Below are 26,679 nucleotides of genomic sequence, written 5' to 3' on the forward strand. Positions count from 1 at the left end.
AGGTGCGCCACTCAGCCGGCCCGGGGAAGCAGCCACAAATTACACGATGACTCATAAGCGCGCAGCCACAGCCGCATTGAGGCGAGTTGGATCATGGCGAGGAAGTTGGCGGCGAGCTTGTCGTAGCGGGTGGCGACGCGACGGAAGTGCTTCAGCTTGGAGAAGAACCGCTCGATTAGGTTGCGTTCGCGATATAGGCGCTTGCTGAAGCAGGGTTTCCAGCGCCGGTTGCTCTTGGGCGGGATGTTGGGCGTGGCGCCCTGGTCCTGGATCAGCTCGCGGATGCGATCGGCGTCGTAAGCCTTGTCGGCCAGCACGATGGTGTGTGGGCCGAGGCGGTTGAGTAGCGCGTCAGCGATCTGGCCGTCGTGCGTCTGCCCGGCGGTCAGACCGAGCCGGATCGGGAGACCCTGCGCGTCGACGACGACGTGGATCTTGGTCGTGAGCCCGCCGCGTGATCGACCAAGACAGTGATCTGCACCCCCTTTTTTGCCGTCTCGGCCTGCTGGTGGGCACGAACGGAGGTGCTGTCGATTATCTGGATAGCGCCGTCGTGCGCAGCGGTGATGGCGTCCATCAGCCGGTCCCAAACGCCCGCTTTCCGCCATCGCACGAAGCGGTTGTAGCAGGTGGTGCGCGGGCCGTAACGCTCGGGCAGGTCGCGCCACGGTGCACCGGAACGAAGCACCCAGAAGATGCCGTTCAGCACCCGGCGGTCATCTACCCGGGGCACACCTCGCGGTTTGTTGGGCAGGAGCGGCTCGATCACGCGCCACTCGAAGTCAGTCAGATCATATCGGCTCATGGCAACGCTGAATCAGAGTTCGGCACGATATGGAAGCTGCCGATCAGCGTTCGCCTACTTGCGGGCGGTCCACGTTGCCGCGAAGATGGAACGATGCTGCTACTATTAGCCGCCCTCGCTGCTTCTCCTCACCCCGCGTGGTGGGCCGATTTCCAGCAAGCCTACAAGCGGTGCGGGCTCGTATTCAATGTCGACGGTTCCGGTCCCGCAGGCGACGGCGTGTTGATCGAAGAGGATTTCTCCGGCCTTATCCTGAGCAGCGATCGCCGTCGGCCACAGAAGCCAATCGGATGCATTGCCCAATGGGCGCAAACTGCCGGCATTAAGGTCCGCTACAAAAGCTTCTAAACCCCGCGTCCCTCCCGTTACGGGAATCGCGTTATGGGTTCACGACCTAGTCACGGTTCGCTCCCTGTATAGGCATAGCCGGGGACACAATCGTCCTCTCTGGCCGGCACGGGGTCAACCGCGCCGTGTTGGGGATCATCCGCCGTAATCCGTCGCCCGCACGCAGCGTATCAGCAGCCTGTGCTGTTCCAGGACCGCCTCACGCTCGACGCATCGACCCGTAGCCGAAACGAGGGCTACCTGAAGGTGCGCGCGCGATCGGCGCGGACCGGCGTGTACCAGTATTCCGGGCGGGAGGTGGACCCTAGCAACGCCCACAGCCTTCGCGACCAGCCGGTCGTGAATGTCCTGCGCGACGCCGAAAGCGTGTTCGATCGCGCCTCGCTCGCCAGCTTCATCGCCAAGCCGATCACTGACGATCACCCCACCGTCGACGTGACCGCCGCCAACTGGCGCGATCACAGCCGTGGCGTGATTATGGGCGCGGTGCAGGACGGCGAATATGTCGGCTTCGATCTGGCGTTCCTCGACGCCGCCACGATCCGCAAGATCGACAGCGGCAAGGTTGAGTTGAGCAACGGCTATTCCGCTCGGCTCGAGTTCGGCGACTTCCGCGGACCCAACGGCGAGATCTGCCCTGTCCGCCAGACGGACATCCGCGGCAATCACGTCGCCCTCGTCGATCGCGGTCGCGCGGGCTCGGACTGTCGCATCCTGACCGACGCCGCGCGCTGCGACGTCGCGCCCACCCCCATCCTCGATTCACTCAAGGAGAAGCCCGTGAAGAAGATCCTGCTCGACGGGCTCACCGTCGACATCGCAGACGCCGAGACGGCCGAGAGCACCATCCGCAAGCTGGAAGGCGAGCGCAACGAGACCCGCAACAAGCTGGCCGACGCCGAGGGCAAGGTCGCCACGCTGACCGCGGAGAAGGTTGCGCTCGAGAAGAAGGTAATCGACACCGCCCTCACCCCTCAGCAGCTGCGCGACGCCGCGGCGGGCTATGCCCGCACGGTGGCAAAGGCGAAGGCGCTTGGCATTACCGTTACGGATGCGATGGACGAACCCGCGATTATGAAAGCGGTGGTCGACGCAAAGGTCGGCGATGCCGCCAAGGATTTCACCGCCGAGCAGGTCAGCGCCGCGTTTGCGGTCGTCGCCAAGGACGCGAAGACCGACGCCGCGCCGCGCGACACCCTGCGCGACGCCATCATGAGCGGCCCGGCCGGTGCCGTCTCGATCGCTGCCGTGCGCGATGCCGCGCGCATGTCGGCCTAACGGGAGAACGGCGCCATGGCGATCTACCAGGACACTTACCTCGACACGCTGCCCGTCGGCTATCCCGGCATGGTCGCCAATGGCGAGACGAGCAACCGCATCAGCCGCACGATCAAGGACGCCGGCGGTATCGGCTTCGGCAAAGCGGTGTTCGAGGGCACGGACGAGCATAGCTGCTCGGCCACCGGCAACGCGGCTGCATTCCTCGGCATCTCCATCGCCCATGAGGCGCTGGCGCCGATCGTCGGGGGCACCCCGGACGTGTTTCCGCAGAACGCCAACGTACCGATCATGACGCTCGGTGTGATTTGGGTGCTGGCGGCGGCAAGCGTCACCAAGCGCGACCTGGTCTACGTCACGAGCGCGGGTGCCTTCACCAACTCGTCGTCGAACAACACGCTCCTGGCGGGCTGGGTCTTCGACACCACGGCGGCGAGCGGCGGGCTCGTCAAGATCGCCAAGCGTTAAGGGGCATCATCATCATGTTCATCAGCTTCACCGATGCCACTGGCGGGATGTTCCATGACGTCGCGTCGTTTATGGCCGCCGATGCGCACCAGCGCGATCTCGCGTTCCAGCGCTGGGCCGCATACGACGCCGCGATCGCGGCGACGTTCGGGGATCGCGCTGCGGAGTTCTACGTCGACGCGCAGGTCGGCCGCGCCTTCCTGACGCCGCAGCTCTTTCGCATCGAGACGCAGGTCTACATGCGCAAGTATCCCCAGGCGGACCTCACCGGTCTGCTCCCGGTCATTACCGAGGGCGATCATTGGGACGTGGGCACCGTCTTCTACAGCATGGATCAGGCCGGTCGGGCCGAGTTCCTGTCCGGCAAGGGGTTCGACATGCCCTACGCCTCCACGTTGATGGAGCAGAACAGCCGCGGGTTCCACCTTGCCGGCATCGGCTACGAGTGGTCGACGCAGGAGCTGCAGCGCGCCGCGAAGCTGGGACGCTCGCTATCGGCGGACAAGGCGGATGCGGCGCGCAAGGCGGCGCAGTTCTTCAAGCGGTCCATCGCCATGACGGGCCGCACGCCCGGTGCGACAACTTCGGAGAAGAACTGGACCGGCTTCGTCAACGATCCCAACGTGCCGACCGCGAACGTCGCCGCGACGGGCAGCGGCTCCACCACCACCTGGTCGACCAAGACGCCCGACCAGATCAGCGCCGACATCTGGTCGGCGGTGAACGCAGTGGAGACGCAAACGAAGGAAACGCAGACCGCAACCGTCGTGGCGCTGCCCACCGCGAAGCTGCGTTACATCGAGCAGACCCGCATGTCGGACACGGGGTCGACGATCCTCGCCTACATTCGCGGCAACCGCGATGGCGGCGAGAACATCGAGTTCCGCCCGATCCGCGAACTCGCGGGCGCGGGCGCGTCGGGTACCGACCGAATGGTGGCCTATGACGCATCGCAGGAGGTCGTGCGCTTCCACCTGCCCGGCGATCATGAGTTCCTGCCCGCGTTCCAGAAATCGTCTATGACCTACGAGGTTGGCGGCATCATGAACGTCGGCGGCACCGAGATCCGCCTGCCCAAGGCAATCACCTACCGCGACGGCATCTGAGGAGGCGACGATGAAGATCACCAACACCTCGCAGGGGCCGCGCGGCTTCTACAACGGTGACGCGCTCATCATGCTGGAGCGCGGCGAGACGTGGGAAGGCGAGCTTTCCGACAGCGATCAGGCGTCGGCGAAGAAGGCCGGATACTTCGGCTTCGGCGATCACGCCGCAGAGCGCGCATCGGAAGGGGGCACCGACGACACGGACATCCATGCCCGCAATGCCGCGCTGGAAGCCGAGATCGCGGACCTCCGCGCGCGTCTGGCCAAGCTCGACCAGGACGGCGACGGCAACCCCGGTGGTAGCAATCCCGCCGAGCCTCCCTCGCTGACTGGCAAGAACAAGGCCGACCTGCTGGCGATCGCGGCCGCCGAAGGGGTCACCGTCGAGGACGGCGCCACCAATGGCCAGATCGTCGACGCGATCGAGAAGAAGCGCGCCGCGGCCTGAACCGTGCGCGCGTGACATTGCGGGGCCGCTGCTTTCGGGCGGCGGCCCTTTTCGTTGAGAAGCCATGACCCTGATCATCCGCCGTAATGCCGGCGAAAGGGCGGGCATAGGACCGCCGGCATGGTCGATCTGACGACGTTTCGGCGGCGCTATCCCGCCTTTATCGCGGTGCCGGATGGCACGGTCACCTATTGGCTGAATGATGCCGACCGCTTCGTCGACGAAAGTTGGCCGATCGAGGCGGACCGGGATCCCGCGAAATGCGCCGTCGCCGCGCATCACCTGATCGGCGCCGGCTCATCGGGGGCCGGCGATGCCGACATCGCCGCGCTGCTCGCGGCGGGCGTCACCGACTTCAAGTCCGACCGCTTCTCGGTTTCGTTCGCCGCCGAGGTCATCGCGACCGTCGCGGCTGGCGGCTTCGCCTCGACAAAGCCGGGACAGGAATATCTCGCGTTGCTAAGCCGTAACAAGGGCGGCGTGCGCGTCACCGCACCCGGGACCGCCTGCCTTTGCGACGGTTTCAACGGATTCGCAGGTCCCATGCCCTACCCCGCGCGCCTGTTCGGCTGCTGATGCTCGCGGCGGGCTTCGCCTCGATCGCGGCGCGCGTGTCGGCGGCCTTCGGCGCGCCCTATTATGCCGGCTTCGTGGTCGTGCCCGGCGCTGGCGGCGGCTATGATTCCGATGGCATGTTCCAGCCCGGTGGCGCGCCGACGCGGATCGCGTGCAAGGTGCAGGTCAATGACGCGACCGACTTCATGCGGTCGAACGAGGGCTATACCGACGGCGACGTCTCTCTGCTGGTCATTGACACCACAGCGACCGTCAACACCGACACGACGGTCGAGATCACAGGCGGCCCCCGCGCCGGCGCATGGATGGTGGCATCCGTCACGCGCGATCCTGCCGCGATCGGCTGGCGCGTGAAGGCGCGACCGGCATGATCAAGGTCCATGACGACCACGCCAGGCGCTTGGCGAAGATGCACCCTGACCTGCTGATCCTGGCGCTGGGGTCGGCGCTCGAGGATGGTGCGAAGGATATCGCGGAGGACGCCGCCTTCTCCATCCGCGACGGGGCGATCAGCGGCGCGGGCCACGTCCCGTCGCTGCCCGGTCAGCCGCCCAACGCCGACACGCACGATCTCGATCAGAGCATTCATGTCGGCGAGCTGATCGAGACCCCGGGCAAGATCGAGACGTCGGTGATCGCCGATAGCGAACACGCGCTCTACATGGAGCTCGGGACGACGCGGATCGCCGAACGCCCCTTCATGCGCCCCGCGGTGGAGCGACAGCGCGCGGCGGTGTTCCACCGGCTTGTCGATCGCTTTCGCAAGGCGCTGCGTTGATGGCACAGGACTTCACGATGCCGGTACGTGACGCGGTGATGCGCACGCTTGCCGCTTCCCCCGCCGTGACCGTCCTGGTGCCGGCATCGTCGCAATATCGCGGGACCGTGCCGGTCGGGCGCACCTTCCCCTTCACGCGGTACGGGGCGCCAATCGCGGTGCCGCTCCGCGCGTCGGGGCTCGACAGCGCCACGATCCGCTTCACGATCCACAGCTTCACGAAGCCGCTGAACGACGCCAGTGGGCGCGTCCTCAGGCCCGCGGAGGATCAGTCCCACATCATCGCGGCCGCGATCGCCAGCGCGCTGGACGATCGGGTGTTGCGCCTGGACGGCTATACCGCCTCGATTGTCTGGACTGGGACGAACCAGCTGCAGGACCCCGCCGAGGCTGACGTCTGGCATGCGGTCACCAGCTTCTCCGCCGACGTCACCGGCTGATCCATCCGCCGTAATCCACCGCTGTTGCGCCCGGTAATCCCCTCCGAAACGCCCCGGAGGAGTGCGCCCCATGTCCGTGCCGAAGACCGTAAAGGGTCAGTATTTCGATGTCGCCGTCTTCGTCGGTTCCGGCGATACCGTCCCTACGATCCTCTGCGGCCTGACGACCCGCAATCTGACGCATCAGTTCAATACGAACGATGAATTCCTGCGCGATTGCCAGGATCCGAGCGGCGTGCCGTTCCGCGTCGTGAACGTCACCGGCGAGCAGTTCGATATCAGCGGCACCGGCCTCTTCAATCGAGATCAGGCAGACCTGCTGCGCAACCTGGGCGGGAAGAGCAAGAAGTATCGCTTCATCATGGGCGAGGACGCCGAGGATGCGGTCGACGGCGGCTATTACGAGGGCAACTTCGTTTGCTCCAACACCCAGTACGGGGCGGCTGATGGCTCGAACGTCACGATCCAGCTGACTTTTGTCTCCGACGGCCAGGTGCTGTGGTATCCGGCGGCACCCCAGATCGTGCTCGATCCGCTGTCCGTCACGCCGACCACCGCCACGCAGGGCGCATCGTGGAGCGGCACGGTCGCGGGCAAGACGGCGGGCTCGACGCTCACCGCGACCAGCAGCGACAGCACGGCTCTCACCGTCACCAACAACACGATCACCGGCACCTTCTCGGCGGCGGGCAACAAGACGATCACCATCGTCGAGACGCTGGCCACAGCGCCGAACAGCCCCAAGACGACGAAGTTCGGACTCAATGTGAAGGCATCGTAAGCCCATGCAGACGTGGGTCGATCTCAAATTCGCCGATGGCGAATACCGCTTCTTCCTCGGGCCGGCGCAGATCGCCGAGCTCGAGAAAAAGTGCGATGCCGGGATCGGCCGCATCTATGGGCGCGTGCTGGCGGGACGATATGGGCTGGGTGAGGCGGATGTCCTTCCCGAACAGGCAGAGTATCGGTTTGCCGAATTGCGCGAGATCGTCCGCCAGGCGTTGATCGGCGGGGCTCAGGGCGTCGTTGATGGCGCCGACGTCGCGATATCGTCCATCCGTGCCAATGAGCTCGTCGAACGGTATGTGTTGAGCCGCACCGACCGCGTCGCTTTGCGCGCGCTCTGGGCACTCGCAGCGGGCATTCTCTACGCACTGGTCGAAGGATACGACCCCGACCCAAACGTCGAGCCGGCGGGCGAGCCGGCAATCCCGACCAGCGATTCGACTACGCCGGAGCCCTGACGAACGCGGCGATGATGGGTATCCCGCCAAGCGAGTTCAAACGGCTGTCATGGTGGGAATATCAGGCACTCGTCGCCGTGTGGTCGGAGCGGCATGACCCAGAGGGCGCCGGCCGCCCGGTCGAGGCTCCTGATGCCGACATGGTCGCTCGGCGGCAACAGCGGCTCGCAGCGCGCGGGCTGGTAAGGACAGTGCACTGATGGCCGAGGTTGTCGATTCGATCGTCGCGCAGCTGGAGGCCCGGCTCGGCAACTACGTTCGTGATTTCAATCTGGCGTCTGACGCGCACGAACGCTTCACGCGCACCCGCCCCGATCGCGTCGGGCAATTCTCGCCGCAACAGGTAGAGCAATATGCTAACCGGCACCGCAAGTCGGCGGACGATGTCGCGCAGGCGGAGGAACAGACTACAGCGCGCGTAACGAGGACCCGGAGGGCGCGAGCGGATGCCGCGATCGCGCAGGACGAACGGGAGGTGCGAGCGGCGAGAGCTGCGGCAAAGGAAAAGGCAGACGCGGAGATTGCGGAGGCACAGCGCGCCGCTCGCCTCTCGGCGGTGGCGCAACGCGCTGCAGATCGCGCCGCAATCGGCGTCCCCCGATCTTCGCCCCATCGGCGTCGGGGCGCGTCTATCCCACCGGCGCTATCCCCGCCCTGGCCAGCGGCGGAAGCGCGCAGGTGACACAGTATATTTCCGTGGACGGTCGCAATTCGGTCACGCCGGCCGGCTTTGCAGAGCAGATCCTGCAGGCGGCGAATGCGCACGCGAACCGTGCGGCGGCGACGGCGGGGCGGTCGGCAGTGGAAGCGTCACCCCAGCGAGTTTCGCGAGTGCAGACCCTGGGCAGTTAGATGACTGCCGCGGAGGTGCAGCTCTTGGACAGCCACGCGGCCTGCTTCGTGACGCTCTTCGCGTCCATTGGATGCGTATAGCTTAGCGTAGTTCGGCTACCTCCTTCCGATGCGGCAACGGAGAACAAAATTCGTCCTTTCGCAAGCGTGGGCAACCCCAAAGGGGCAAGTGTAAAGACGAGCTCACTCGCTTCCGGGCCCTTACGATCGAGCTTCAGCTTTCCGTATTTCCGCATCCGCCCCTGAATGCAGGCCACCATAGCATCGGGCTCGAACGAGGACTGGATGACCTGATCGGAAGGCCGCCATTGGGGCTCATCTGCGGCGGCTATCGCCATAAACAAACTTAGCATTGAGCAACTCCCTTGAACGACGAGGCGCCCGGCCGGGGTACGTCCGCGCCGCTCCGCTCGTCAATCCATCCGCCGTAATGCCCCCACCCCCGCCGGCCTACACCCTCGCCCGTGCCGGACCTCGTCCACCTTTGCCGCTTCAACTTTCGCGACGTCGACTTCCGCCGTGTCGGTCAGGTTACCGATGGCGGCACGGCGCTGTCCGGCATCAGCGCGACGATCGAGTCAGACGGCGGCGGCTACTGGCGAGGCGATTTCACCAATGGCAGCACGCGCTCTGTGGCCGACGGGCTCGCTTGGCGTGCGCTGATCGAGGGAATGGATGGCGGCGCAGTCGCGATTGATGTCGCGATCTGCGACACCTTCTTCCAGCCGACCAATTGGCAGCGCCCCCATCATCGTGATGATACGGCCCCAGACGCCCTCCCGACGTCCGCAGATCGGTTCACCAGCGGAGCGGCATCGCTTCGTGCAACCAGCATCGCCATCATCACGACTGATCCCAGCCAGGTGCAGGCCGGTCAGACGTTCGCGATCAACCATCCAACGTGGGGTTGGCGCGCGTACCGGATCATTGCGTGGGATGGCGTGACGGCAAAATTCCGTCCGCCGATCCGGGAGGCAGTCGCCGCGGCCACTCCGATTGAATTCTATAGTCCGCGCTGCCGCATGCACGTGCCGCCGGGGGCTGCCCCGAGCGCGCCGACGAACATCGGGCGGTTTACCTCCTGCTCCCTTGTCCTCGTCGAGGACATGCGGCAGCCAGCATGAGGGAGAGCTACGGCATTCGGATTGATTGCGATCCGCCAGCGCGCGTCTGGAACGGCGTCGGCAACCTCCACATTCCTGCTGACATCGTCGAAGCGGAGCCGGCGACGTACCTGGGCGGCGGCGAGCTCCTGTCAGCGCCCGACTTTCAGCAGCTCGTCAACGGCACGGCGGATCGCCTGTCGATTACGGTGTCGGGCGTCAGCGCAGAATCGCAGCGGCTGGCGCTGGAGGATGCCGAAAGCGTCAAGGGTGCCAAGGTCCACCTCGTGCGCTTCGATTTCGACGACGAATGGCAGCTGGTGAACGTCGAATACGAATGCGTCCTGCGGGCCGATAGCGTGACGACCAGCAGCGATCAGACTGAGGACGGCCGGACCCGCACGATCACGCTGTCGATCGGGACCGCCGACACCGATCGCTCACGCGCTCCAATAGCATTCTGGACCGACGCGGATCAGCGGCGGCGCTCGCCGACCGACAGGTTCTTCGACCATATCGCCGGTATCTCGCGCGGCACGTCGCGCCGGTTCGGGCCGAACGGATGAGGGCGCTAGCCGAATTCCTCCAACGCGAATGCGCGAACGCCGCGCCGTGGAACTGCTCCACCATGCCGGCGGACTGGTGCATCGCGCTGGGCCATCGCGACTTCGCCGCCGCCTGGCGGGATACCATCGAGCCTGATGACTGCATGAAAGCCCAGGACGGACCCGGCGGGCTCCTTCGCCTTTGGGATGAGGGTATCGGCAACGCCCTGCCATCCATCGATCTTTTCCTCGAACGCGGCGACATCCTTGTCTTCGAGATGGGCCCGCTGATCGCCGGCGGCATCTGGACTGGCGAGCGGATCGCGGTGCGCGCGACACGCGGTGTCCATTTCCTGGCCGAGGACTGGGTTACCATCCAGAAGGCCTGGCGGCCGTGAAAGCGATCTCCACGGTACTGACGATCGCGGCCGTCGCAGCTCTGGTCGTGACAACTGCCGGCGTCGGTGTTGCCGTTGCGGGCGGCTTTACGATCGGCGCGGGCATTTCGGGCGTGGCGGGGGCGATCGGCATTTCCAGCAGCCTGCTGGTGGGCCTGTCGCTTGCGGGCCTTACATACCTTGCAGGCGGCAGTCCGGGCGCTCCCAAGCCCGAGCAGACCGAGACGGCGATCAAATCGCCTACACCGCCGCGTGTAAGCGGCTATGGCCGACAGCGACTACATACCACGTATTCCCTCTACGTCACCGCCTCGGACGGCTCTGCGGTTGATGTCGGAGCATTCCACGACGGCCGCGTCGACGCGATCGAGCAGCACTATCTCGCCGACAAGAAGATAACGGTGCTGCCGAACGGCTTCGTCCAGCGAGGGCCGGACAACGAATATGGCGAGTTCAGTGACATCGTGCAGGTCGGCACCACGCTGGGCCCGGCGACCAACATCGCCTTCGCCAAGGTCATCGCGGCGGTGCCGGATCATTGGACGACGGATCATCGCGGCGACGGCGTCGTCACCGGTTACGTGATCTCGAAGCCGGTGAAGGCCGAAGGGTTCCAGATGGTCTACCCCAACGGGGGCCCTAACGCCTCACCGCTGAGCCTCACGATGCGACTGCAGCCCGTATTCGATTGGCGCGACCCCGCGCAGAGCGTCAGCGATCCGTTGACATGGAAGTGGTCGGAGAATGCGCTGCTCCACCTCGCGCATTATCTGCTCGTCCGCGACAATAAGGATTGGGCGACGCATTTCGCCCCTACGCTCGACTATTGGACCGCCGCGGCAAACGACTGCGATAGCCCGATGCCATTGCGCGGGGTCCAGGCGGTGCTGGCGGCAGACGTGACCGCGGGCTCTAGCTCTATCACGGTGACGACAGCGAACGGACTGGCGGCCGGCATTCAGGTAGCAATCTCGGCGACCGGCAATACCGACCTGTCGGAGACGCGGACCGTCTCGGGCATCACCGACAATGGCGGCTCCTTCACGCTCGCGCTCTCGTCCCCTGTCGCCAACAATCACCCTGCCGGCTCATCGGTGACATGGGAAGGGAATGGCGCATCAGAGGCTCGTTACCGGGGCTGCGTGGTGCACAAGCACACCGACGCGCACAAAGACGTCATCTCCAACCTCCTGTCGTGCTTTGACGGCTGGATGGCGCCGCGCGCGGATGGCGCGCTCGTCGTCTACTCAGGCCGATATTATCCGCCAACTGAATCACTTGGGCCGGACGAGATCATCTCCTACTCGTTGCAGGACGGCGTTGATGAGGAAAATGCGGTCAACCAGATCGCGGTCACGTACATCTCCGCGAACCACGACTTCAACGCGGTCGACACCGACGCATGGGAGGATGCCGACGACATCGCGCGGCGTGGCAAGACGCTTAGCGATACGCTTGAAATCCAGTCGCCCAGCTTCTCGCAGAACCGACGCCTCGCAAAGCGGAAGATGGCTCGGGCGATGGCGCGGCGTCGAGGGCAATTGACGACGAACGCTGCCGGCCGGCGCATTCGCGGGCATCGTTACATTCATATCGACCTGACCGATGCGGGAACGACGTTCTTCGCCGGCGCGGTCGAGGTGATCAAGCTGACCCGCAACCTGACGACCGGCGGTGTTACGATCGAATGGGTCGAAGCCGACCCGAATGTCGACGCCTGGAACCCGGCGACCGAGGAGGGCACCCCCGCGCCGGTCGGTAACAGCGTTGCTGCGTCTCCGCTGTCACCGCCGGTGATCGTTAGCGCCACCCCGGATTTCACCGCGGTCTCAGATGATGGAACCGGCGTGCGGGTTGTCATCGTGGCATCCGGGTTAGATCGGGATGACGTCACGTGGTTTGCCCGGTGGCGGGTGCTCGGCGCTGTCACTTGGAACGAGGCGCGGTATAGCGATATCGACAGCTCAGCCTCGGTAACGATCCAGACGGGTTTTGTGCCAACCGGCGCGACCGTGGAAGTTCAGGTCGCGTACCAAACAGGTGACGGTCGGGTATCGCCATACAGTGTGGCGCAGTCCGTGGTGACCCGCACCGACGCGACCCCGCCGGACGCGGCAGCGAACGTGGCCGTGATTAGCTGGTCCGACACGCTCACTCTCGCGACGGATCGCGTCGCGCGGGCCAGTTCCTATCGCTGGCGCGTGTTCGCTCAATACACATACCAGCCAGCGCTCTACCAAGCGGGGCCGGCGGCCAGCTACACGTTTGACGCTGGAAACGCGACGCGGGTCGCCTCGAGTGATGGCTGGACCGGGAACTTCTACGGATCCAGCGGGATCGTCGGCGAATGCCTGTTTATCTTCCGTATGGTCACCGGCGGCATCTTCGTGGGGCTATCCGATGGACGGGAATATGTCGGAGGCCCGAGCGATTACACGTTCCTCGATTTCTCCATCCAGAAGAACGACACCCAGTGGAGGATCTGGGAAGGCGGGTCAGTCCAGGCCGAATTCACCTCAATCAACGGTATTCCCAACCGCAATAACCAGGTCTTCGCGATTGGTTACAAGGGAACGACCGTCACCTATTACATCCTCACGAACGAGGGCACCTTTGCGTCTTTCCGCACCGTGGAAACCACCACCGCGCGCAAGTTCTACCCCGGCGGTGCCGGGGTGACGAACGGCGCAAAAGTGGATCAGATGCAATTTCGTGCAGACGGCAGCGACCTGCGACTGACGATACCGGCGGTACTCGTGCGGACAATTGTCACCACCACACGGCAGGTTTCCTATACTCAAGCCCAGGCGGCGGCCGATGGTATCCGCCGGGCCTATACGATCGATGTGGCGGGCGTAAATGCAGCGGGCGCCGGAACGGTCGCGACCAGCGCGCTGTTGACAAACCCGCCCCCACCGACGGTGACTGGTGTCGCCACGCCGGATGACGCGACGACCGCCGCCGTCAGCTTCGATCTTCTCAGCGGCGTGCCGGACCTCGCCGGCTACATCGTTGCCTATTCGTCAAAATCTGGGTTCGATCCCCTAACCGAGGGATTCCTCGCGACGAATAACGGGGCAAGCCCCCACTATATCTACGGCCTATCGGCGGGCACCTATTACGTGCGGGTCGCCGCGTTCGACACGTGGACTGATAATCCCCGGCTCCTGAACTTTTCGAATGAGGACAGTTTCGTCATCACCGCCGGCGGAGGAAGTAGCGGAGGCGGAACGGGCACGGGCGGTAGCGGCGGCGGTTATTGCCCGACAACGGACACGCTGATCCTGCTCGCGAATACCGATGGTACGGGACCGGGCACGCAGAAGATGGCTGGCGATCTCAATGTGGGCGATCGGGTCTGGACGCAGCACGAAGTAACGATGGAATGGGGCGCCTACCCGGTCGCGGCGATTTCGATCAAGGCCGAACCGGTGCTGAAAGCGGACATTGGCATCACACGGATGCGGGCGACCGCGGGCCACCGCGTCTGGCTTGGCGGCGGATGGATGCGCTTCGACACGCTCGGGACCTTCGATGGCGTCGCGCCGGTCGCGCAAATCACGATCACCGATGCCCATACCTACGTCTCGAACGGCGTCTTGAGCCACAACGCGAAGGCGAATCTGCAATAGTATCCGCCGTAATCCTGAGGGGGCGGCGGCCCTAATGACGGCGCATGACCCCGTGGACTGTCGATCTTATCGCGGACCGCTGGACGCCGTTCAGCGACGGGTTCCAGTTCCCGCCCGGCATTGACCTCACCGGCGCCACGTGTCGCGCTCAGGTACGGGTGTATCGTGACGCCCCCGGCCCCCCCCTCATCGATCTGCAGAACGCGCCGGCCGGCACCCAAGGGCTGGCGATCGAGATCGCGACTGACCCCGCGACGATGGTGGCGACATCGACGATCCGCATGATGATCGCCGAGGCAACGCTCCGGGCGATCGCCAAGAGTTCGCCGGCTGGCGGTGACATCGTTCTCGCCTGGGATCTTCACGTCACCCTTTCCTCCGTTGGCAAGCGACGCTGGATCGCGGGCAGCTTCACCATCCGCGCCGGAGCCACGCAATGACGCTTCACATCCTCGATGTCGTTGACGACGTGCGGATCGCCCGGGTCGTCGGCGTGGAGGTCGCCGAGGCCCAACTGGCAAACACGGTTCGCTTCGCTCCCGGAGTCGGTGGCGGCGTTATACCGGCGAGCGGCGGCCCGTTCCTCGCCCTTGACGCCTACAATCGTCCCGTGCGCGCATCGGGCACGGGCGCTGATGCCGCGCTTCGTACAGACCTTGCAGCCGGCGGAGGTTCCGCGCTGCTGGGATTCACCGCCAAAAGCGCAACGGGCTCGCGACCGGTTGAAGAAAAGCTGCAGGAAGTCGTCTCGGTCGCCGACTATGCCTATGGCAGTACCGACGCCATCGCCGCCACGATCCGCGCGGTAGCCGCGCTTGACCCATCAACGCCAGCTCGGCTGATCTTCCCCCGTGGCGCCTGGACGATCGGCGCAAACGTCGACTGGTCAAGCTTTCGAAATATCACTTTCGAATTCTGCCCCGGGGCCCTGATCGACAACGGATCGAACACGGTCATCCTCCCCGAGCGTGTGGTGTCAGGCCTCGGCGCCGCCTTCACTGGATCGGGGTCAGTCACACAGAAAAATCGGGATCTCACGCCACTTGCCGTTGCGCCGTCCGGCTACTCACCATCGGGGAACGAAGCGGCCGGACTTCGAGCTTTGACGAAGATCGTCGGCGGCCACAACAACATTGCCTGGGGCCCCGACGCGCTCGCAGCGGCGGAGCATACTCGCTATAATATCGCGATCGGCGCACGCGCCCTATCAAACGAGATCGGCGACCCCACCGGCGCTCGATCGATGGTCTCGCCTACGGAAATTGGTAGCTATAGCTCCGACGGTGACGGCTCGATCGCTGTTGGCGATAGCGCGTTGCAGATGAGCCGCGGCGGTGTCGAAAACGCCGCTCTCGGCCTCTATGCGCTTCGCCAGCACCCCGCCTCCCGCTGGAATGTCGCGATTGGTGCGCACAGCCAAGAATCGGCTTCCGGCAACTTCAACATCGGCGTCGGCGCCTACACCCTGACCGTCAACGCCGGAAACAATAACATCGCGCTTGGCTGGGCGGCGCTCGAGGGAGCAACCTCGGGATCCAACATCGCCATCGGTCATGCCGCGATGAATGGCAGTAAGACCGGGACGTCGAACGTCATTGTCGCCCCGCTCGGATTGATGTCTGCAACGAACAGCATCGAGAACAGCGGCCTTGGGCAGGAGGTGCTCAAGAACCTGAAATCCGGTGATGGTAACGCGGCGATCGGAGCGTTCGCGATTGGTTCGGCCAATAGCGGGACAAACAACAGCGCGCTTGGCCGCAACGCATTGGTCAACATGTTGTCTGGGATCGGCAACACCGCTCTGGGAGCCGCGGCTCTCAGCGAACTGACCACCTACAACAACTGCACGGGCGTAGGCGCGGGTGCGCAGGTCACGAATAACGATCAGATCCAGTTCGGCAACCCGAACGCGGTGCCGTATGCGTGGGTGTCGGTGCAGCAGCGCTCCGACGCGCGCGACAAGGCTGACATCCGTGACACGGTTCTCGGGCTGGACTTCATCAACGCGCTACGGCCGGTCGACTATCGCCTCGACTTCCGGGTCGATTATGATGACGGCAAGCCCACGGGGAAGAAGAAGCGGAAGCGGTTTCACCACGGTCTTATCGCTCAGGAGGTGCGCGACGTTATCGCTCGCACCGGTATCGATTTCGGCGGGTATCAGGATCATTCCGTTACCGGCGGAGATGATGTTCTCTCGATAGGATACGCTGAGCTCATCGCCCCGACGATCAAGGCGCTCCAAGAGAGCCATGCACAGGTCGTGGAGCTGCGCGGCCTGGTTTCAGACTTGGCGACACGCCTCGCCGCGCTGGAGGCCAAAGCGTGATTGTCCTGATCTGGCAGGGGCTCTGCGTCCTGGCGGCGGGAATCGGCTGCTACGCCATCTCACTGGCGCGCGCCTATGGGCGAGGCCCGCGTGTTTGACGCCCTCGTCAAGGCGCTGACCAGCAGCTTCGAGCGCGCGCCCTGGGGCTGGGGCGTCTTCGCGATGCTCATCGCCGGATACTTCCGCCTGAAACCGCTGATGGTCCGGCTCAAGAACGAACGCGAAGCGAACCTTCTCAACGAGCGAGCCGAAGAAATGGAAGCCATGCGCGCCAGAGTAGAGGCGCTGGAGGCCCGGCTGGAGCGCGAGCGTACCCGCCATGAAGCGGAACGCGCTTTGGACCGGCACCGGCTCAACAACATGGACCAGTGCTTCAATGCCCTGTTCCTGATGTTCGAAACCAGTCCCGAGAAGGCCGCTCAGGCGATCGCAGCCGTCAAGGAGATGCGCGAACGCCAGATGCAGTCCGAGGCGATCGAGAAAGCCACGATCCACGCGGCGGCGATCCAACAGACAGGACCAGCAGAATGACCGATAAACGATCAGCTGCGCCCACCCCGCAGCGCAACAAGCCCGTTGGCGCGCTCGCCGCCGTCATCGGCACCGCCGCTGCCGCGATCCTCACCCCGTTCGTGATCAATTGGGAGAGCGGGAGCAAGCAGTATCTCACCCCCTATCGCGACATTGTGGGTGTTTGGACCCAATGCCATGGCGAGACGCTGGGCGTGACGGCCGCCAGCCCGAAGGAGACGCCAGAGGGGTGCAATCTCAAGCTCGACAAGCGATTGGCGGGGTTCGCGCAGGGGGTTGCCAAATGCACGCCCTCGCTCAAGGGGTGCGATCGGGAATGGGCAGCGGCAACCAGCCTCGCCTATAACATCGGCGTCCCCGCCTACTGCAAATCCACCGTCGATCGCCGCTTCGATGCCGGCGACCGGAAAGGTGCGTGCGACGCCTTCCTGATGTGGAACCGCGCCGGTGGCCGCCCTGTCGCCGGACTGACCCGACGCCGAACTGCCGAGCGCGACCTTTGCCTCCAGGGAGCAAAAGCATGACCGACCCCGATACCACGCCGATTGTCGTCAACCCCGACCAGACTGCCGCGCAACTGGGTGTCGCCATCCGCTACGCGCTGACCGCGATCGGCGGCTATCTCGTCGCCAAGGGCTGGATCAGCGGCGACCTGCTGGAAGTCCTCGTCAACGCGGCGGTGATCGTCGGACCCGCCGCCTACGCCTCCTACCGCTCGGACCAGCAAAAGAAGGTGCTCGTCACCGTCGCCAGCGCCGCGCCTGACAGCGTGTCCGTCATCAAGGGATCAAACGCATGAGCATTTTCACCACCATCGGCCGCTTCTTCAAGAAGCTGTTCACGGCCAAGAACCTCGACGCGGCACAGGCGTTCGTCGCCAAGTACCTGCCTGAGTTCGGGGACGAGCTGGCGCAGTTCAGCGCAAGCCTCGCGAGCGAGCGCGCCAGCCTGTTCACGCTCGCCGACCACGCCAAGGATCTGTGGATCGCGGCCAAGGGCACGACGATCAGCACCAGCCTTGCAACGGCGCTGGCGCAGGCGGCTTTCAACCAGGCACAGAAGCTGGTGCTGGCCGAAGCCGAAAAACTGCTGTCGAAATGAGCCTGTTCGGCAGCAAGCCCCCCAAGGTTCCCGAGGGGGGTGAGGCCTATGTCGCTCAGGACGATCTGCACGGCGACAAATGGTCGGTGCGGGTCGACATGGGCGACGGCGCGGCGCGGGCGAAGCAGAAGCGGCTATCCCCGACGTTCGCGGACATGATGAACGCCTATGCGTATCTGGCGTGGATCAACGGTGAGGTGGATCACTTCACCTATCCGGCGGGACGGGCGTGAGCGACCCTGTTGACCCCCGCTCCGGGCCGCGCGGCTGCGCCTACGCCCTCCTTCTCTCCGCCCTCGCCTGGGCGGTGATCTTCTCTATCGTCATATCCTGAACGGAGCAGCACCTCATGACCCAATATTCCATCGCGGCCCGCAACGGCGTCCTGTCCGGCATCATCGCCGCGATCGGCGCCTCCCCGAAGATCGAGATGCGCAGCGGCCTGGCGCCCGCCGACCCCGCCAATGCCGCTTCCGGCACGCAGCTGGCCACCGGCACATTGCCGTCGAGCCCGTTCGGCACGCCGTCCGCGGCGTCCGTCGCGAAGGCCGGCACCTGGAGCGCGACCGGTGTCGCCGGCGGCTATATCGGCCATTACCGCATCCTCTCCAACGACGGCGCCACCTGCCACGCGCAGGGGCCGGTTTCCGAACCATGGGCGGCATCGAAGGCCTATGTCGTCGCCCAGCAGGTGCACAATGGCGGGAACGTCTATCGCGCGACGGCGGCGGGGACGTCGGCATCGTCGGGCGGCCCGACCGGCACCGGCACCGGCATTACCGACGGCACCGTCACCTGGGCGTATGTCGGCCCGGTCGAGATGACGATCGACAACAGCAACGTGGCCATCAGCCAGGTCGTCACCATCAACGCCTACACCCTGAACGCCTAGAGCGTCGGCGATGGCCTTGCGCGAGTGGAACCCGTCCGACCTGCCGGCGGACTTCAAATTCCTCGAGTACGATTTCGCGCGCAACGAGCGGATCACGCTCGATGGCAATGGCGGCATCGCGCAGATCCTCGACAATTGGCAGGGCCGCGCAGCGACGACCGCCAATGCCGGCGGGCGCCGCACCGTCGGCAGCTTCAACGGGGTGCAGAGCGCCTATTCCTCGGGGTTCGACAAGAACGGCATCATCGTCGATGACCTGACCGGCTTTCCCAGCGGCAACGCGGATCGCTATCTGGGATTCGCCGTCGTGCCGCAGGACGGCTTGATCGGCGGCTATCGCGGCGACGGCACCGCGAATATCTACTGCCTCGACAGCCCCTATGATCCGGGCGTGCGCTTCTATTATGACAATGCGCGCGTCACCAGCCAGGTCGCAACCGACAACAGCACCGCACATTATATCGAGGTGCAGCACGCCTCCTCGGCGTCGTCGCTGTTCGTCGATGGCGTCGCCGCAGGGACCTATCCCGTCACGCTGGCCACCACGCTGGATCGCTTCGGCATCGCGGGCGCGCAGGAAGATTTCTACGGCGTCATCGGCCATACCTTCTACGTCGTGATCGGCAAGCGCCCGCCGACACAGGACGAGCGGCAACTCCTCGAAGCATGGGTCGCCCAATACAAGACGAAGCGCAGCCCGCCATCCGACAATCCCTATCGGCCCACCGCGAACGGCGGCCAAGGCCTGCCGATGGTAGACGACGGATCGGCGCCGGCCGAATTGACCGCGAATGCCAGCGTGGTGGCGCCGTCGGTCATGGTCACCACCGCCGCGATCATGGCGCTTGCTGCCGTCGCGGCCGTCACCACCCCTTTGGTGCGCGGGACGGGCGCGGCGGTGACGAAGGTCAGCGCGGCCGGCTCGGCGAACGCCGGCAGAGTGGCATTGCCCACCGCCTCCTCTGCCGCGAAAGCTGCCTCTGGCGCGACGGCGATCACCACCACGGCGAAAGCGGCCGGCGCCGGCACCAGCAAGGCCGGTGGCGCGGCATCGGGCAGCGCGACAGCGCCGATCGTGCAGGCCAACGGATCTGCCGGCGCGATGCAGACGCCCGCGAATGCGTCGGCGGCGGTGCAGGTGCCCAACCCCAGCGCCAACGGATCGAGCACGGCACCCGCGCGGGCGGACGCCAATGCCGGTGCCCCGATCACTTTGGGGATTGGCACGGCGGGCACGGCCACCCAGGCAACGGGGAGCAGCGCGGTGCCGGGGCCATCGGCGACCAGCACCGGCGGCGCGGTTGTGGCCGTCGGCGGGGCGGCGACAGCACCCATGGTCACCGGCAGCGGGGATGCATCGGTGGTGTCGATCCCCACCGGCGCCAGCGCGACCGTGAGGGTGCCCCTACCCTACGCGGACGCCGTCGCGATGGCGACCGGCGCCGCGAGCGGCGCGGCAATGGCGCGCGCCTCCGCCGGCGGTGATATTGCCGTCCCGATCGGCGCGGCTGGCGCGGCCTTGGCGCCGATTCCCTCGGCCTATGCCGAAGTCCGGGTAGCGATCGCCGCAAGCGCGGTGGCGGCGGTTCGAGCGATCACGGTCACCGCGACTGCGACAATCGTCGGCGATGATGCGGATCGCATCCCCGGCCCGGGCTGGGCGGGCGTCACCGAGGCCCGCCCATTTAACGTCACCGCCGAACGCCGCGACTTTCACCTTTCCAGCAACGGACGAACGCAGATGCTGACATTCCCCGGCAAATACCCGCACGAGGTCCGCCACGCCTCGATCGACTTCTCGCCCGCGCTCGCCGCCGGTGAACAGCTGGTCGACGCGCCGACGGTGTCGGTGCGCGGCGACATGACGGTGGCGGCCCAGCGCATCGAGGGCACGAAGGTGCTGTTCACCCTCAGCGGCGGCACCGCAGACGCCGACCCGGTCCAGCGCGTCGACGCTTATGCAAGCACGTCGACCGGGCAGGTGCTGGAAGAGGTGGTGCTCGTGTCGATGCTGGGATGATCAGCGGCGGCGGCCGAACCAACGGTTGGTGCCGGCATTATCATGTGGTTTGCAAACTACGCCGGCGACGCCGTATCAAACGGGCATGTCATGGGGGCCAATCGCTGCATCTATCCACGAACAGTTCGTGACGGCGTGGAATGCGCCCGTCCCGTTCCTCACGCTCATAATCGCGGTTGGTGCGTTCATCTGGTGGTTTGTTAACCAAATGTACGCCGCGCGGCTGGCTCGCCTTCTCCAGGACATCACGAGTGAGCAGGCCGAATCTGCCCGGCTTCGCGGGAAGTTAGCAGAACGAGTTTCAGCTCCTGCGGCTGCCCAGGTGGCAGGCCCTCCTGCTCCCGTGATTACGCATGAGAAGCGGCAGGCCATTGATGAAGCCGGGGAGACCCAGAAGGCGATCTCGGCGCTCTACAAGGCGAGGGATGATGCGCGCATCGCGGTTTTACGCGGCACCGATCAGGCGGCGGAGAGGGCCATTCCGGGGATGAAAGCGGCGTTGCTCACCGCTCAGAAGCGGTTTGGTACGCCTGCGGTGCAACTAGACGACAGCATGCCACCCGTAACAGCTCTAGAACTGCAAAGGCGCCTGCTTGAGCGCATCCTCCCTATGCTGGATGCGGGGCACTACGATGAGGCACGAGAGGAGGCGAGGGCCTACTTGGACAAAATGGGCGCTTAGGCAGCCTCGTCGTCCTTAGGCTTGTACGGCGACCCAACCCACTGGTGCCGCTGCTCCATTATACGCTGTCCCTCGTCTCATACGTGATGTCACTCCCGACCTGGTCCCCCATCATCCGCTGAACCGGCCTCGTGAATGTCGCCTCGCCCATGTCGGGCGGCAACGGCGTTTCGCACAGCACCTCGAAGCGGTTGAGCGATCGGTCGACGATCGAGGCCGCGGCGGTCACCCGGGCGCGATCCTTCACCTCCTGACGCTGATCCTTGAGGTCGCGCAGCAGCGACGACGGCCACCGGCGTATCGCGCTTGCGATCATGTAAATCAGCTCGTCACGATTGACCTGCCTCATGCCGGCGGGCTCCACGGATCGCGCGCGCCCAGCTGACGCTCATCGATGTTGAGCGCGATCGCGAGGTTGCGGCGATCCTCCTCCGGCAGGCGTCGCGGCGTTCCGCGTTCGATGAACTGCTGGAGATAAGCCACGTTGCGGCCGATCTTGCGCGACAGGGCGGAAAGGCTCTCCCCCTTCTCTTGCGCGACTCGGGCGATGGTCTGACGGGCGTCCATGCCCCTGATCTGACGGAATTAACGCCCAGTTGCGAGTCCTTTTGTTCCGTTAATGTTCCGTAATATGATCGGTGCCGGTGCGCGCGCAGGTGGCACAGTAGGATCACCGATCGGCATTGCCCTCGCCGTTCGCCTGTGGCTCAATCTGGGTATGTGCAACCGTTTCCGCATGACCGCCGCGCAGGCGGAACTGGCGCAGCGCTATGGCGTCGCGATGCCCTTCGCGCCAGATCAGGAGGCGCCCCCGCCGGAGTTGTTCCCGGATCGCTCGGCATTCGTCGTCCGCCATGATGATAGCGGCGCGAGGGTCCTCGACACGATGCGCTGGGGCTTCCCGCATCAGGTGCCGGGCAAGCGCATCGACAAGGCGACCGGCCGCCCAGTGTTGCTGGAGAAGCGGATCACCAATGTCCGCAACTATACGTCGCCGTTCTGGCGCTCGGCGCTCCGGCAGCCGTCCCGCCGGTGCCTGGTGCCGTTCACCGCGTTCAGCGAATACGCGCAGACGCGCGGCGAGGATGGCAAGCTGCCGCTCCACTGGTTCGACGTGCCCAGCCAGCCGATCACCAGCTTCGCGGGCGTGTGGCGACCGACCGATACCGGGCCGGTATTCGCCTTCCTCACGACCGAACCCAACCCGCTCGTCGCGCCGATCCATCCGAAGGCAATGCCGGTGTTACTGCACCAGGGCGACGAGGAACGCTGGCTGACTGCGGACGAGCCGGACGCGCTGGCGCTGGCGGTGCCGTTTCCCTCGCAGTTGATGCGGCTCGATTTTACGAGCTAGGCCGAAGCCTGCGATATCTTCGCACTGGCATAGGTCAAACGTAATCCTCCTGCCGTTCCAGCCGCTTCGGGCATGGTGTAACCGAGCCGGTGTGAGTCATTGCTCTTCTCTCGATGGAAGGTGGCGATGGGGTGGAGAAGTAGGAGAAGGGGTCATGCGGGGCGGTTCGGCGCTGGCAGCATCGGGAGCATGTTCGGTGCCGCACCTATCCGGTAAGCCTCGGCGATCTGCGGGCGCATGAAGTCGCCGACCGTTTCCTCGCCGCCGGGGAGCACGATGTACGCCATGAACTCGTCCTCGAACACTGCGATGCCGCTCTCAACCGCCTCCAGCTTGGCCTTGATGACCAGCGCCAGCGCCCGCCATTTCTGGCGCACCGCCTGCTCCCATTCCTTCTGGGCCGCGTCAGGCGCGCGGGCACCGCGGCTATGGTGCGTGAAGCGGCGCTCGGTCTTCGCCGGCAACGGGAGGATTAAACGGATATGACGCCCGCCTATCCGAAAGCCGACGACCGCGGCGTCTTCCTGCCAGCCGTATAGGAACTGGTCCGCGCCGTATCGCTCAAGCGTCCGCTCGATCTCATCTCGCGAACGGCCGCTGCTGACGTCGGTGCTGCGTGCGTAGGTTCCAGCCATCACCCCACCTCATGATCGTGTTGAGCGCGGGCGCGGAGAGCGGCGGCGGTGAGAGCAAGCGCGGGAGTGGCCGCCGTTGCTTGCCCGATCGGGTCGTAGGTGCAGGGGGCATGTATCTCCAGCGACGACCACTGGTCGGCATGCGATCCTAGCGCCCCCTCCGCCCACATTCCCTCCGGCACCAGCGTCATGGCGGCGTCGATAGAGGCGGTGTAGCGGGGCAGCATGATGCTCTGCCTGTTCTGATCGTAGCATACCCGTCCGAGCGGGTGCCCCTCATCAACGACCTGCAAGCCCTGCAACGGCGCGATCAGCGCATCGAGGTCACGGCTCGGCACCTGCCCGGCTTCGCAAAGCTCAGCCAAGCGCACGATCTCCCCAGCGTCAGCGGTCATGGTCGGTGGCCTTGGCCGGTTCGATGCGCTCGCCATGCTTCAGGTCCAGCATGTAGGCCCGGTCGAAACGGTTCTCGCGCGCCCACTCTGCGAACGTGGCGTTGAGCCGGGCAGCAAGATCGCGGCACTGAGTATCCGTCCATTCCGTTTCTGGATCGCCCTGCCCATCCTCGCCGAACAGTTCCTCGTTGCGGTTCTGAAACGTGGAGATGACGCTATCGAGATCGTCTTCAAACACGTGCAGGTCGTGCTTCATTGGCGTGCCGGCGGAAACCCAGAACGGCTCGTCCGGATACTCGGCTGCACCGGCTTCGATAGCTTCTTCACGAGTGGCCTTGCGTCCGTACCAGCTTTCTGCATCCTCGCTCCCGGCATAATACCAGAGCGTTGCGAACGTCTCAGCGGTCATAGTCTGCTCCTTGCGAGATAAGGTGAACCGAAACCGCGATGCCCCTGGCGTAGTATTCGCGCATCCGAGCAGATGCGTGCGGCGGGATGGCTTGACGGTTGTAGCCCTGTAGGAAGGCGTTGCGTTGAGGGCCGGTCGCAGCAACGGCAAGGACGGTCCAGATCCACGCGGAATGCTGGGACTTGGTGAGGACGCCGGGGATCGCCGCCACCTCCGCGATGCTCTCACCCATGACGATCCGTCTCCTTGTTGCCGAGGGCGGTGTGGGAGAACGTCGGCGAGGGCAGCGGCGTCCACCACAGGTCGGGCTCATCTTCCTCGGTAAACGGCCAGCCACCAGTGTGGGCGATCGGCATCTCGTGTTCCTCGAAGCCGATCTGCACCGTCACCTTCATGCCGCGCCCCAGATCAAGCGGCGATCCGCAATACGGCGCTCCGGCGAGTGGCAGCTTCCACCACAGCACGTCACCGAGATCCTCGTGCCATTCGCTGAACGGTCGCGCCTCTTCGAGAACCTTGATCCGCTCCCGCGCCTCTTCTGTGGGGGTGGACAGGTGATAGTGCGCCATCTCATCAGGCAGCGCGGCTAGGAAGCCGGATGACACGTCATCCGCCAACCGCACGCCGTGGATCATGCGCCCTATCGCAATAAGAGCGGCACGCAACTGGCGACACTCAGCCTCCTGCGCGTCTAAGGCTTCCTGCCACGCAGGCCTTTCCACCGGTTCGCCAGTCGCGCGGGTGCCGAGCCCCGCAAGCATCTGCTCGCGAGATTGCAGCTTATCCACCATGCTTCTCCCCGTTGCCCGCACGGATGCATTCTGGATGCCAGCCCTGCTTGATCTGCCGTTCTTTGATGCGGATCGCGGGGTCGAAGCGCGGGGGCAGCATGACCAACGTCATGCAGATGATGATCCAGATCACGATGCCGTCTCCCCGTTGCCCGCGCCGTGCTGGTGCGGATCGGTGGCGAGGGCGGCGGTGATCTGCTCGCGACGGGATGCGTGATCCTGCGCCTCAATCATGCGCGCCGCGTTGCGATAGGCTTTTGCTTCGGCGCGACATGCTGCGACAATGCTGGCGTCATGTCCTGCAAACCGCTCCGCTTGCGTGTCAGCCGCAGCCGCGCACGCCGTAAGATAATCCCGGATCGCGCACCGCTCGACCGTAGCCGCGTCCAGCCCCTGCGAGGGGGTGGTGGACGGTGGCAGGACCGCAATGCGAAACTCAGCCGCTGCCCCCGGCAACCCGACTTCGATTTCATGGCCGACACCGATGGAATCTCGGATCGCGCGATACACATCGCTCGTCACGTCGTAGCGCGGCTCCTTGAAACCGAGGCCATCTTTCGTCGGCCGACCGGCAAAGATGCGCCTGCTGATCGCAGCCGTAGCCACTCGGATCGGGTTGCCGCTCATGCCCCGCACTCCTTCTCGACCGCACCTGTGGGGGCGTTCAGGGCGGCGGGTTTAGCTATCAGCCCCGCTGCTTCACGCAATTCGGCAAGGTGTTCGGCGTCCAGCGCGAGAGCACGGCATTTATCTTCTAGGAGATTGCGCATGGATGCGCGCTCGTAAGCCCCGCACCTCATGCTGCACCGTCCTGACCGCCGTCAGGTCCCCATGTGATGCCGTATTCGTATGGCGGCCCCTCCCACTTTCCCGCCCCCTGCTGTTCTGCTTGCTTGGGTGCGGCGGCGATCATGATACGGTAGCATTCCGCGACATCATTTTCGGACTGCCATGCGTATTCGGCACCCGCTGCACGCATTTCTGGCGTCGCCACCCGAGGCACAGCCACCATGCCCGCCGGGATAGTCGGCGTCGGCATCATCTTCCCGGCGTCAGGCAAATGATCGACCCCATCCTGCGCCCTCGCACCGGGGGCGAAATATGGCTCTTTACTTTCGAGGGCATCCCTGACCAGCTTGCGGGCCTTGTTCAGCGCTGTGATGTTCCAGCCGAAGTCGCCAGTCGCACCGTCGCCACCGTTGAGCATTGCGCCACGAACAGCTTTGAGGGCGGCAGCCATACGCAGGTTGTCGCCTTGCAACGGCGCCATCGCCTTCGAAGGATGTACCTCCCCCTGCGCCTGCGATGCGTCCTGATCGCTATGTGCGGGGGTGGCGGATAGGGCTTCTGCCGCGTGGAGCAGATCGCCGTATTGCTCGTAGCCGGGGCTGAACTTGTCCGGTCCAGCATCGTAGAAATCGCGAGCGGCCGCGATGAAGCGGCGATGCTCCGTAATCTGCTCAGACGCGAGCGGGGTTGCGTCGGTCATGGGATGCTCCTGGGGAGACGAGTTCGTATC

The 26,679-nt window shown here is 65.0% G+C and carries 39 protein-coding genes; 28 read left to right on the forward strand and 11 right to left on the reverse strand.

Translation table 11 applies throughout. From position 1 onward, the window contains the following. Positions 1 to 11 precede the first annotated feature (11 nt). A protein-coding gene (locus ACFDSW_RS00445) for an IS5 family transposase (RefSeq protein ID WP_375248299.1) occupies positions 12 to 805 on the reverse strand; the annotation gives its coding sequence in 2 pieces (ribosomal slippage) (positions 12 to 481 and positions 481 to 805; 795 coding nt in all). A gap of 93 nt (positions 806 to 898) precedes the next feature. Here ACFDSW_RS00445 and ACFDSW_RS00450 point away from each other — a divergent pair. From ACFDSW_RS00450 to ACFDSW_RS00580, 27 genes are all read left to right on the forward strand, one after another. After that, the gene (locus ACFDSW_RS00450) at positions 899 to 1,153 is read left to right on the forward strand and encodes a hypothetical protein (protein ID WP_375248300.1); all 255 of its coding nucleotides are present in this window, start codon (positions 899 to 901) and stop codon (positions 1,151 to 1,153) included. 180 nt (positions 1,154 to 1,333) lie between these two features. Continuing rightward, complete coding sequence (locus tag ACFDSW_RS00455; protein WP_375248301.1) at positions 1,334 to 2,431, forward strand: DUF2213 domain-containing protein; 1,098 nt, start codon at positions 1,334 to 1,336, stop codon at positions 2,429 to 2,431. Between the two features lie 15 nt (positions 2,432 to 2,446). After that, on the forward strand, positions 2,447 to 2,899 hold the full coding sequence (locus ACFDSW_RS00460; RefSeq protein WP_375248302.1) for a hypothetical protein: 453 nt from the start codon (positions 2,447 to 2,449) through the stop codon (positions 2,897 to 2,899). Between the two features lie 14 nt (positions 2,900 to 2,913). Continuing rightward, complete coding sequence (locus ACFDSW_RS00465) at positions 2,914 to 4,005, forward strand: DUF2184 domain-containing protein (protein WP_375248303.1); 1,092 nt, start codon at positions 2,914 to 2,916, stop codon at positions 4,003 to 4,005. Between the two features lie 10 nt (positions 4,006 to 4,015). After that, positions 4,016 to 4,453: a hypothetical protein gene (locus ACFDSW_RS00470; RefSeq protein WP_375248304.1), complete on the forward strand. Its 438-nt coding sequence runs from the start codon at positions 4,016 to 4,018 to the stop codon at positions 4,451 to 4,453. A 120-nt stretch (positions 4,454 to 4,573) separates the two neighbouring features. Next, a complete protein-coding gene (locus ACFDSW_RS00475) occupies positions 4,574 to 5,029 on the forward strand; it encodes a DUF4054 domain-containing protein (protein ID WP_375248305.1) in 456 nt (151 codons plus the stop codon). Then, positions 5,029 to 5,400: a hypothetical protein gene (locus ACFDSW_RS00480; protein ID WP_375248306.1), complete on the forward strand. Its 372-nt coding sequence runs from the start codon at positions 5,029 to 5,031 to the stop codon at positions 5,398 to 5,400. The genes ACFDSW_RS00475 and ACFDSW_RS00480 overlap by 1 nt, the downstream gene beginning before the upstream one ends. Beyond that, a complete protein-coding gene (locus tag ACFDSW_RS00485) occupies positions 5,397 to 5,807 on the forward strand; it encodes an HK97 gp10 family phage protein (RefSeq protein WP_375248307.1) in 411 nt (136 codons plus the stop codon). Before ACFDSW_RS00480 ends, ACFDSW_RS00485 begins: the two co-directional genes overlap by 4 nt. Next, complete coding sequence (locus ACFDSW_RS00490; RefSeq protein WP_375248308.1) at positions 5,807 to 6,247, forward strand: DUF3168 domain-containing protein; 441 nt, start codon at positions 5,807 to 5,809, stop codon at positions 6,245 to 6,247. The genes ACFDSW_RS00485 and ACFDSW_RS00490 overlap by 1 nt, the downstream gene beginning before the upstream one ends. Positions 6,248 to 6,317: 70 nt before the next feature. Next, positions 6,318 to 7,028 carry a phage tail tube protein gene (locus ACFDSW_RS00495; protein WP_375248309.1) on the forward strand — a complete coding sequence of 237 codons (711 nt, stop codon included), beginning with the start codon at positions 6,318 to 6,320 and terminating at the stop codon, positions 7,026 to 7,028. 4 nt (positions 7,029 to 7,032) lie between these two features. Next, a complete protein-coding gene (locus ACFDSW_RS00500; RefSeq protein WP_375248310.1) occupies positions 7,033 to 7,491 on the forward strand; it encodes a gene transfer agent family protein in 459 nt (152 codons plus the stop codon). 11 nt (positions 7,492 to 7,502) lie between these two features. Next, positions 7,503 to 7,691 carry a hypothetical protein gene (locus ACFDSW_RS00505; protein WP_375248311.1) on the forward strand — a complete coding sequence of 63 codons (189 nt, stop codon included), beginning with the start codon at positions 7,503 to 7,505 and terminating at the stop codon, positions 7,689 to 7,691. Continuing rightward, a complete protein-coding gene (locus tag ACFDSW_RS00510; protein WP_375248312.1) occupies positions 7,691 to 8,173 on the forward strand; it encodes a hypothetical protein in 483 nt (160 codons plus the stop codon). The genes ACFDSW_RS00505 and ACFDSW_RS00510 overlap by 1 nt, the downstream gene beginning before the upstream one ends. A 634-nt stretch (positions 8,174 to 8,807) precedes the next feature. Further along, positions 8,808 to 9,467 carry a hypothetical protein gene (locus tag ACFDSW_RS00515; protein WP_375248313.1) on the forward strand — a complete coding sequence of 220 codons (660 nt, stop codon included), beginning with the start codon at positions 8,808 to 8,810 and terminating at the stop codon, positions 9,465 to 9,467. Continuing rightward, positions 9,464 to 10,012, forward strand: a complete 549-nt coding sequence (locus ACFDSW_RS00520) for a hypothetical protein (protein ID WP_375248314.1) — start codon at positions 9,464 to 9,466, stop codon at positions 10,010 to 10,012. The genes ACFDSW_RS00515 and ACFDSW_RS00520 overlap by 4 nt, the downstream gene beginning before the upstream one ends. Beyond that, the gene (locus ACFDSW_RS00525; protein WP_375248315.1) at positions 10,009 to 10,389 is read left to right on the forward strand and encodes a hypothetical protein; all 381 of its coding nucleotides are present in this window, start codon (positions 10,009 to 10,011) and stop codon (positions 10,387 to 10,389) included. The genes ACFDSW_RS00520 and ACFDSW_RS00525 overlap by 4 nt, the downstream gene beginning before the upstream one ends. Beyond that, entirely contained in the window at positions 10,386 to 14,021 is a 3,636-nt protein-coding gene (locus ACFDSW_RS00530) for a hypothetical protein (protein WP_375248316.1), read from the forward strand. The genes ACFDSW_RS00525 and ACFDSW_RS00530 overlap by 4 nt, the downstream gene beginning before the upstream one ends. Positions 14,022 to 14,065: 44 nt before the next feature. After that, positions 14,066 to 14,461, forward strand: coding sequence for a hypothetical protein (locus ACFDSW_RS00535; protein WP_375248317.1), 396 nt, complete (start codon positions 14,066 to 14,068; stop codon positions 14,459 to 14,461). Then, positions 14,458 to 16,350: a tail fiber domain-containing protein gene (locus ACFDSW_RS00540; protein WP_375248318.1), complete on the forward strand. Its 1,893-nt coding sequence runs from the start codon at positions 14,458 to 14,460 to the stop codon at positions 16,348 to 16,350. The genes ACFDSW_RS00535 and ACFDSW_RS00540 overlap by 4 nt, the downstream gene beginning before the upstream one ends. Positions 16,351 to 16,440: 90 nt before the next feature. Next, positions 16,441 to 16,881: a hypothetical protein gene (locus tag ACFDSW_RS00545; RefSeq protein ID WP_375248319.1), complete on the forward strand. Its 441-nt coding sequence runs from the start codon at positions 16,441 to 16,443 to the stop codon at positions 16,879 to 16,881. Next, positions 16,878 to 17,405 (forward strand): lysozyme, encoded by a 528-nt coding sequence (locus ACFDSW_RS00550; protein WP_375248320.1) that lies wholly within the window; start codon positions 16,878 to 16,880, stop codon positions 17,403 to 17,405. The genes ACFDSW_RS00545 and ACFDSW_RS00550 overlap by 4 nt, the downstream gene beginning before the upstream one ends. Further along, positions 17,402 to 17,680: a hypothetical protein gene (locus tag ACFDSW_RS00555; RefSeq protein WP_375248321.1), complete on the forward strand. Its 279-nt coding sequence runs from the start codon at positions 17,402 to 17,404 to the stop codon at positions 17,678 to 17,680. The genes ACFDSW_RS00550 and ACFDSW_RS00555 overlap by 4 nt, the downstream gene beginning before the upstream one ends. Then, entirely contained in the window at positions 17,677 to 17,982 is a 306-nt protein-coding gene (locus ACFDSW_RS00560; RefSeq protein ID WP_375248322.1) for a hypothetical protein, read from the forward strand. The genes ACFDSW_RS00555 and ACFDSW_RS00560 overlap by 4 nt, the downstream gene beginning before the upstream one ends. Next, positions 17,979 to 18,215 (forward strand): hypothetical protein, encoded by a 237-nt coding sequence (locus tag ACFDSW_RS00565; protein ID WP_375248323.1) that lies wholly within the window; start codon positions 17,979 to 17,981, stop codon positions 18,213 to 18,215. The genes ACFDSW_RS00560 and ACFDSW_RS00565 overlap by 4 nt, the downstream gene beginning before the upstream one ends. Positions 18,216 to 18,331: 116 nt before the next feature. Next, positions 18,332 to 18,874: a hypothetical protein gene (locus tag ACFDSW_RS00570; protein WP_375248324.1), complete on the forward strand. Its 543-nt coding sequence runs from the start codon at positions 18,332 to 18,334 to the stop codon at positions 18,872 to 18,874. 10 nt (positions 18,875 to 18,884) lie between these two features. Beyond that, a complete protein-coding gene (locus tag ACFDSW_RS00575) occupies positions 18,885 to 20,894 on the forward strand; it encodes a hypothetical protein (protein WP_375248325.1) in 2,010 nt (669 codons plus the stop codon). An 85-nt stretch (positions 20,895 to 20,979) separates the two neighbouring features. Further along, complete coding sequence (locus ACFDSW_RS00580) at positions 20,980 to 21,576, forward strand: hypothetical protein (RefSeq protein WP_375248326.1); 597 nt, start codon at positions 20,980 to 20,982, stop codon at positions 21,574 to 21,576. A gap of 58 nt (positions 21,577 to 21,634) precedes the next feature. On the opposite strand, the gene ACFDSW_RS00585 is transcribed toward ACFDSW_RS00580, so the two are convergent. Beyond that, positions 21,635 to 21,925 carry a hypothetical protein gene (locus ACFDSW_RS00585; RefSeq protein WP_375248327.1) on the reverse strand — a complete coding sequence of 97 codons (291 nt, stop codon included), beginning with the start codon at positions 21,923 to 21,925 and terminating at the stop codon, positions 21,635 to 21,637. Then, positions 21,922 to 22,143, reverse strand: coding sequence for a hypothetical protein (locus ACFDSW_RS00590; protein ID WP_375248328.1), 222 nt, complete (start codon positions 22,141 to 22,143; stop codon positions 21,922 to 21,924). Before ACFDSW_RS00590 ends, ACFDSW_RS00585 begins: the two co-directional genes overlap by 4 nt. A gap of 151 nt (positions 22,144 to 22,294) precedes the next feature. On the opposite strand from ACFDSW_RS00590, the gene ACFDSW_RS00595 reads away from it, so the two are divergent. After that, entirely contained in the window at positions 22,295 to 22,930 is a 636-nt protein-coding gene (locus tag ACFDSW_RS00595; protein ID WP_375248358.1) for an SOS response-associated peptidase, read from the forward strand. Positions 22,931 to 23,082: 152 nt separating this feature from the next. On the opposite strand, the gene ACFDSW_RS00600 is transcribed toward ACFDSW_RS00595, so the two are convergent. The 8 genes from ACFDSW_RS00600 to ACFDSW_RS00635 all read right to left on the reverse strand — a co-directional run bounded on the left by ACFDSW_RS00600 (position 23,083) and on the right by ACFDSW_RS00635 (position 26,649). Further along, on the reverse strand, positions 23,083 to 23,565 hold the full coding sequence (locus tag ACFDSW_RS00600; RefSeq protein WP_375248329.1) for a hypothetical protein: 483 nt from the start codon (positions 23,563 to 23,565) through the stop codon (positions 23,083 to 23,085). Beyond that, on the reverse strand, positions 23,565 to 23,960 hold the full coding sequence (locus tag ACFDSW_RS00605) for a hypothetical protein (protein ID WP_375248330.1): 396 nt from the start codon (positions 23,958 to 23,960) through the stop codon (positions 23,565 to 23,567). The genes ACFDSW_RS00600 and ACFDSW_RS00605 overlap by 1 nt, the downstream gene beginning before the upstream one ends. Further along, the gene (locus tag ACFDSW_RS00610) at positions 23,950 to 24,369 is read right to left on the reverse strand and encodes a hypothetical protein (protein WP_375248331.1); all 420 of its coding nucleotides are present in this window, start codon (positions 24,367 to 24,369) and stop codon (positions 23,950 to 23,952) included. The genes ACFDSW_RS00605 and ACFDSW_RS00610 overlap by 11 nt, the downstream gene beginning before the upstream one ends. Next, positions 24,359 to 24,601, reverse strand: a complete 243-nt coding sequence (locus ACFDSW_RS00615; protein ID WP_375248332.1) for a hypothetical protein — start codon at positions 24,599 to 24,601, stop codon at positions 24,359 to 24,361. Before ACFDSW_RS00615 ends, ACFDSW_RS00610 begins: the two co-directional genes overlap by 11 nt. Beyond that, positions 24,594 to 25,160, reverse strand: coding sequence for a hypothetical protein (locus ACFDSW_RS00620; protein WP_375248333.1), 567 nt, complete (start codon positions 25,158 to 25,160; stop codon positions 24,594 to 24,596). The genes ACFDSW_RS00615 and ACFDSW_RS00620 overlap by 8 nt, the downstream gene beginning before the upstream one ends. Then, positions 25,150 to 25,293: a hypothetical protein gene (locus ACFDSW_RS00625; RefSeq protein WP_375248334.1), complete on the reverse strand. Its 144-nt coding sequence runs from the start codon at positions 25,291 to 25,293 to the stop codon at positions 25,150 to 25,152. The genes ACFDSW_RS00620 and ACFDSW_RS00625 overlap by 11 nt, the downstream gene beginning before the upstream one ends. After that, a complete protein-coding gene (locus ACFDSW_RS00630) occupies positions 25,290 to 25,787 on the reverse strand; it encodes a hypothetical protein (RefSeq protein ID WP_375248335.1) in 498 nt (165 codons plus the stop codon). Before ACFDSW_RS00630 ends, ACFDSW_RS00625 begins: the two co-directional genes overlap by 4 nt. A 169-nt stretch (positions 25,788 to 25,956) precedes the next feature. Continuing rightward, complete coding sequence (locus ACFDSW_RS00635) at positions 25,957 to 26,649, reverse strand: hypothetical protein (protein ID WP_375248336.1); 693 nt, start codon at positions 26,647 to 26,649, stop codon at positions 25,957 to 25,959. Between the last annotated feature and the right edge of the window lie 30 nt (positions 26,650 to 26,679).

This window comes from Sphingomonas sp., assembly GCF_042091075.1.
In the GTDB taxonomy this organism is placed as follows: Bacteria; Pseudomonadota; Alphaproteobacteria; order Sphingomonadales; family Sphingomonadaceae; genus Sphingomonas.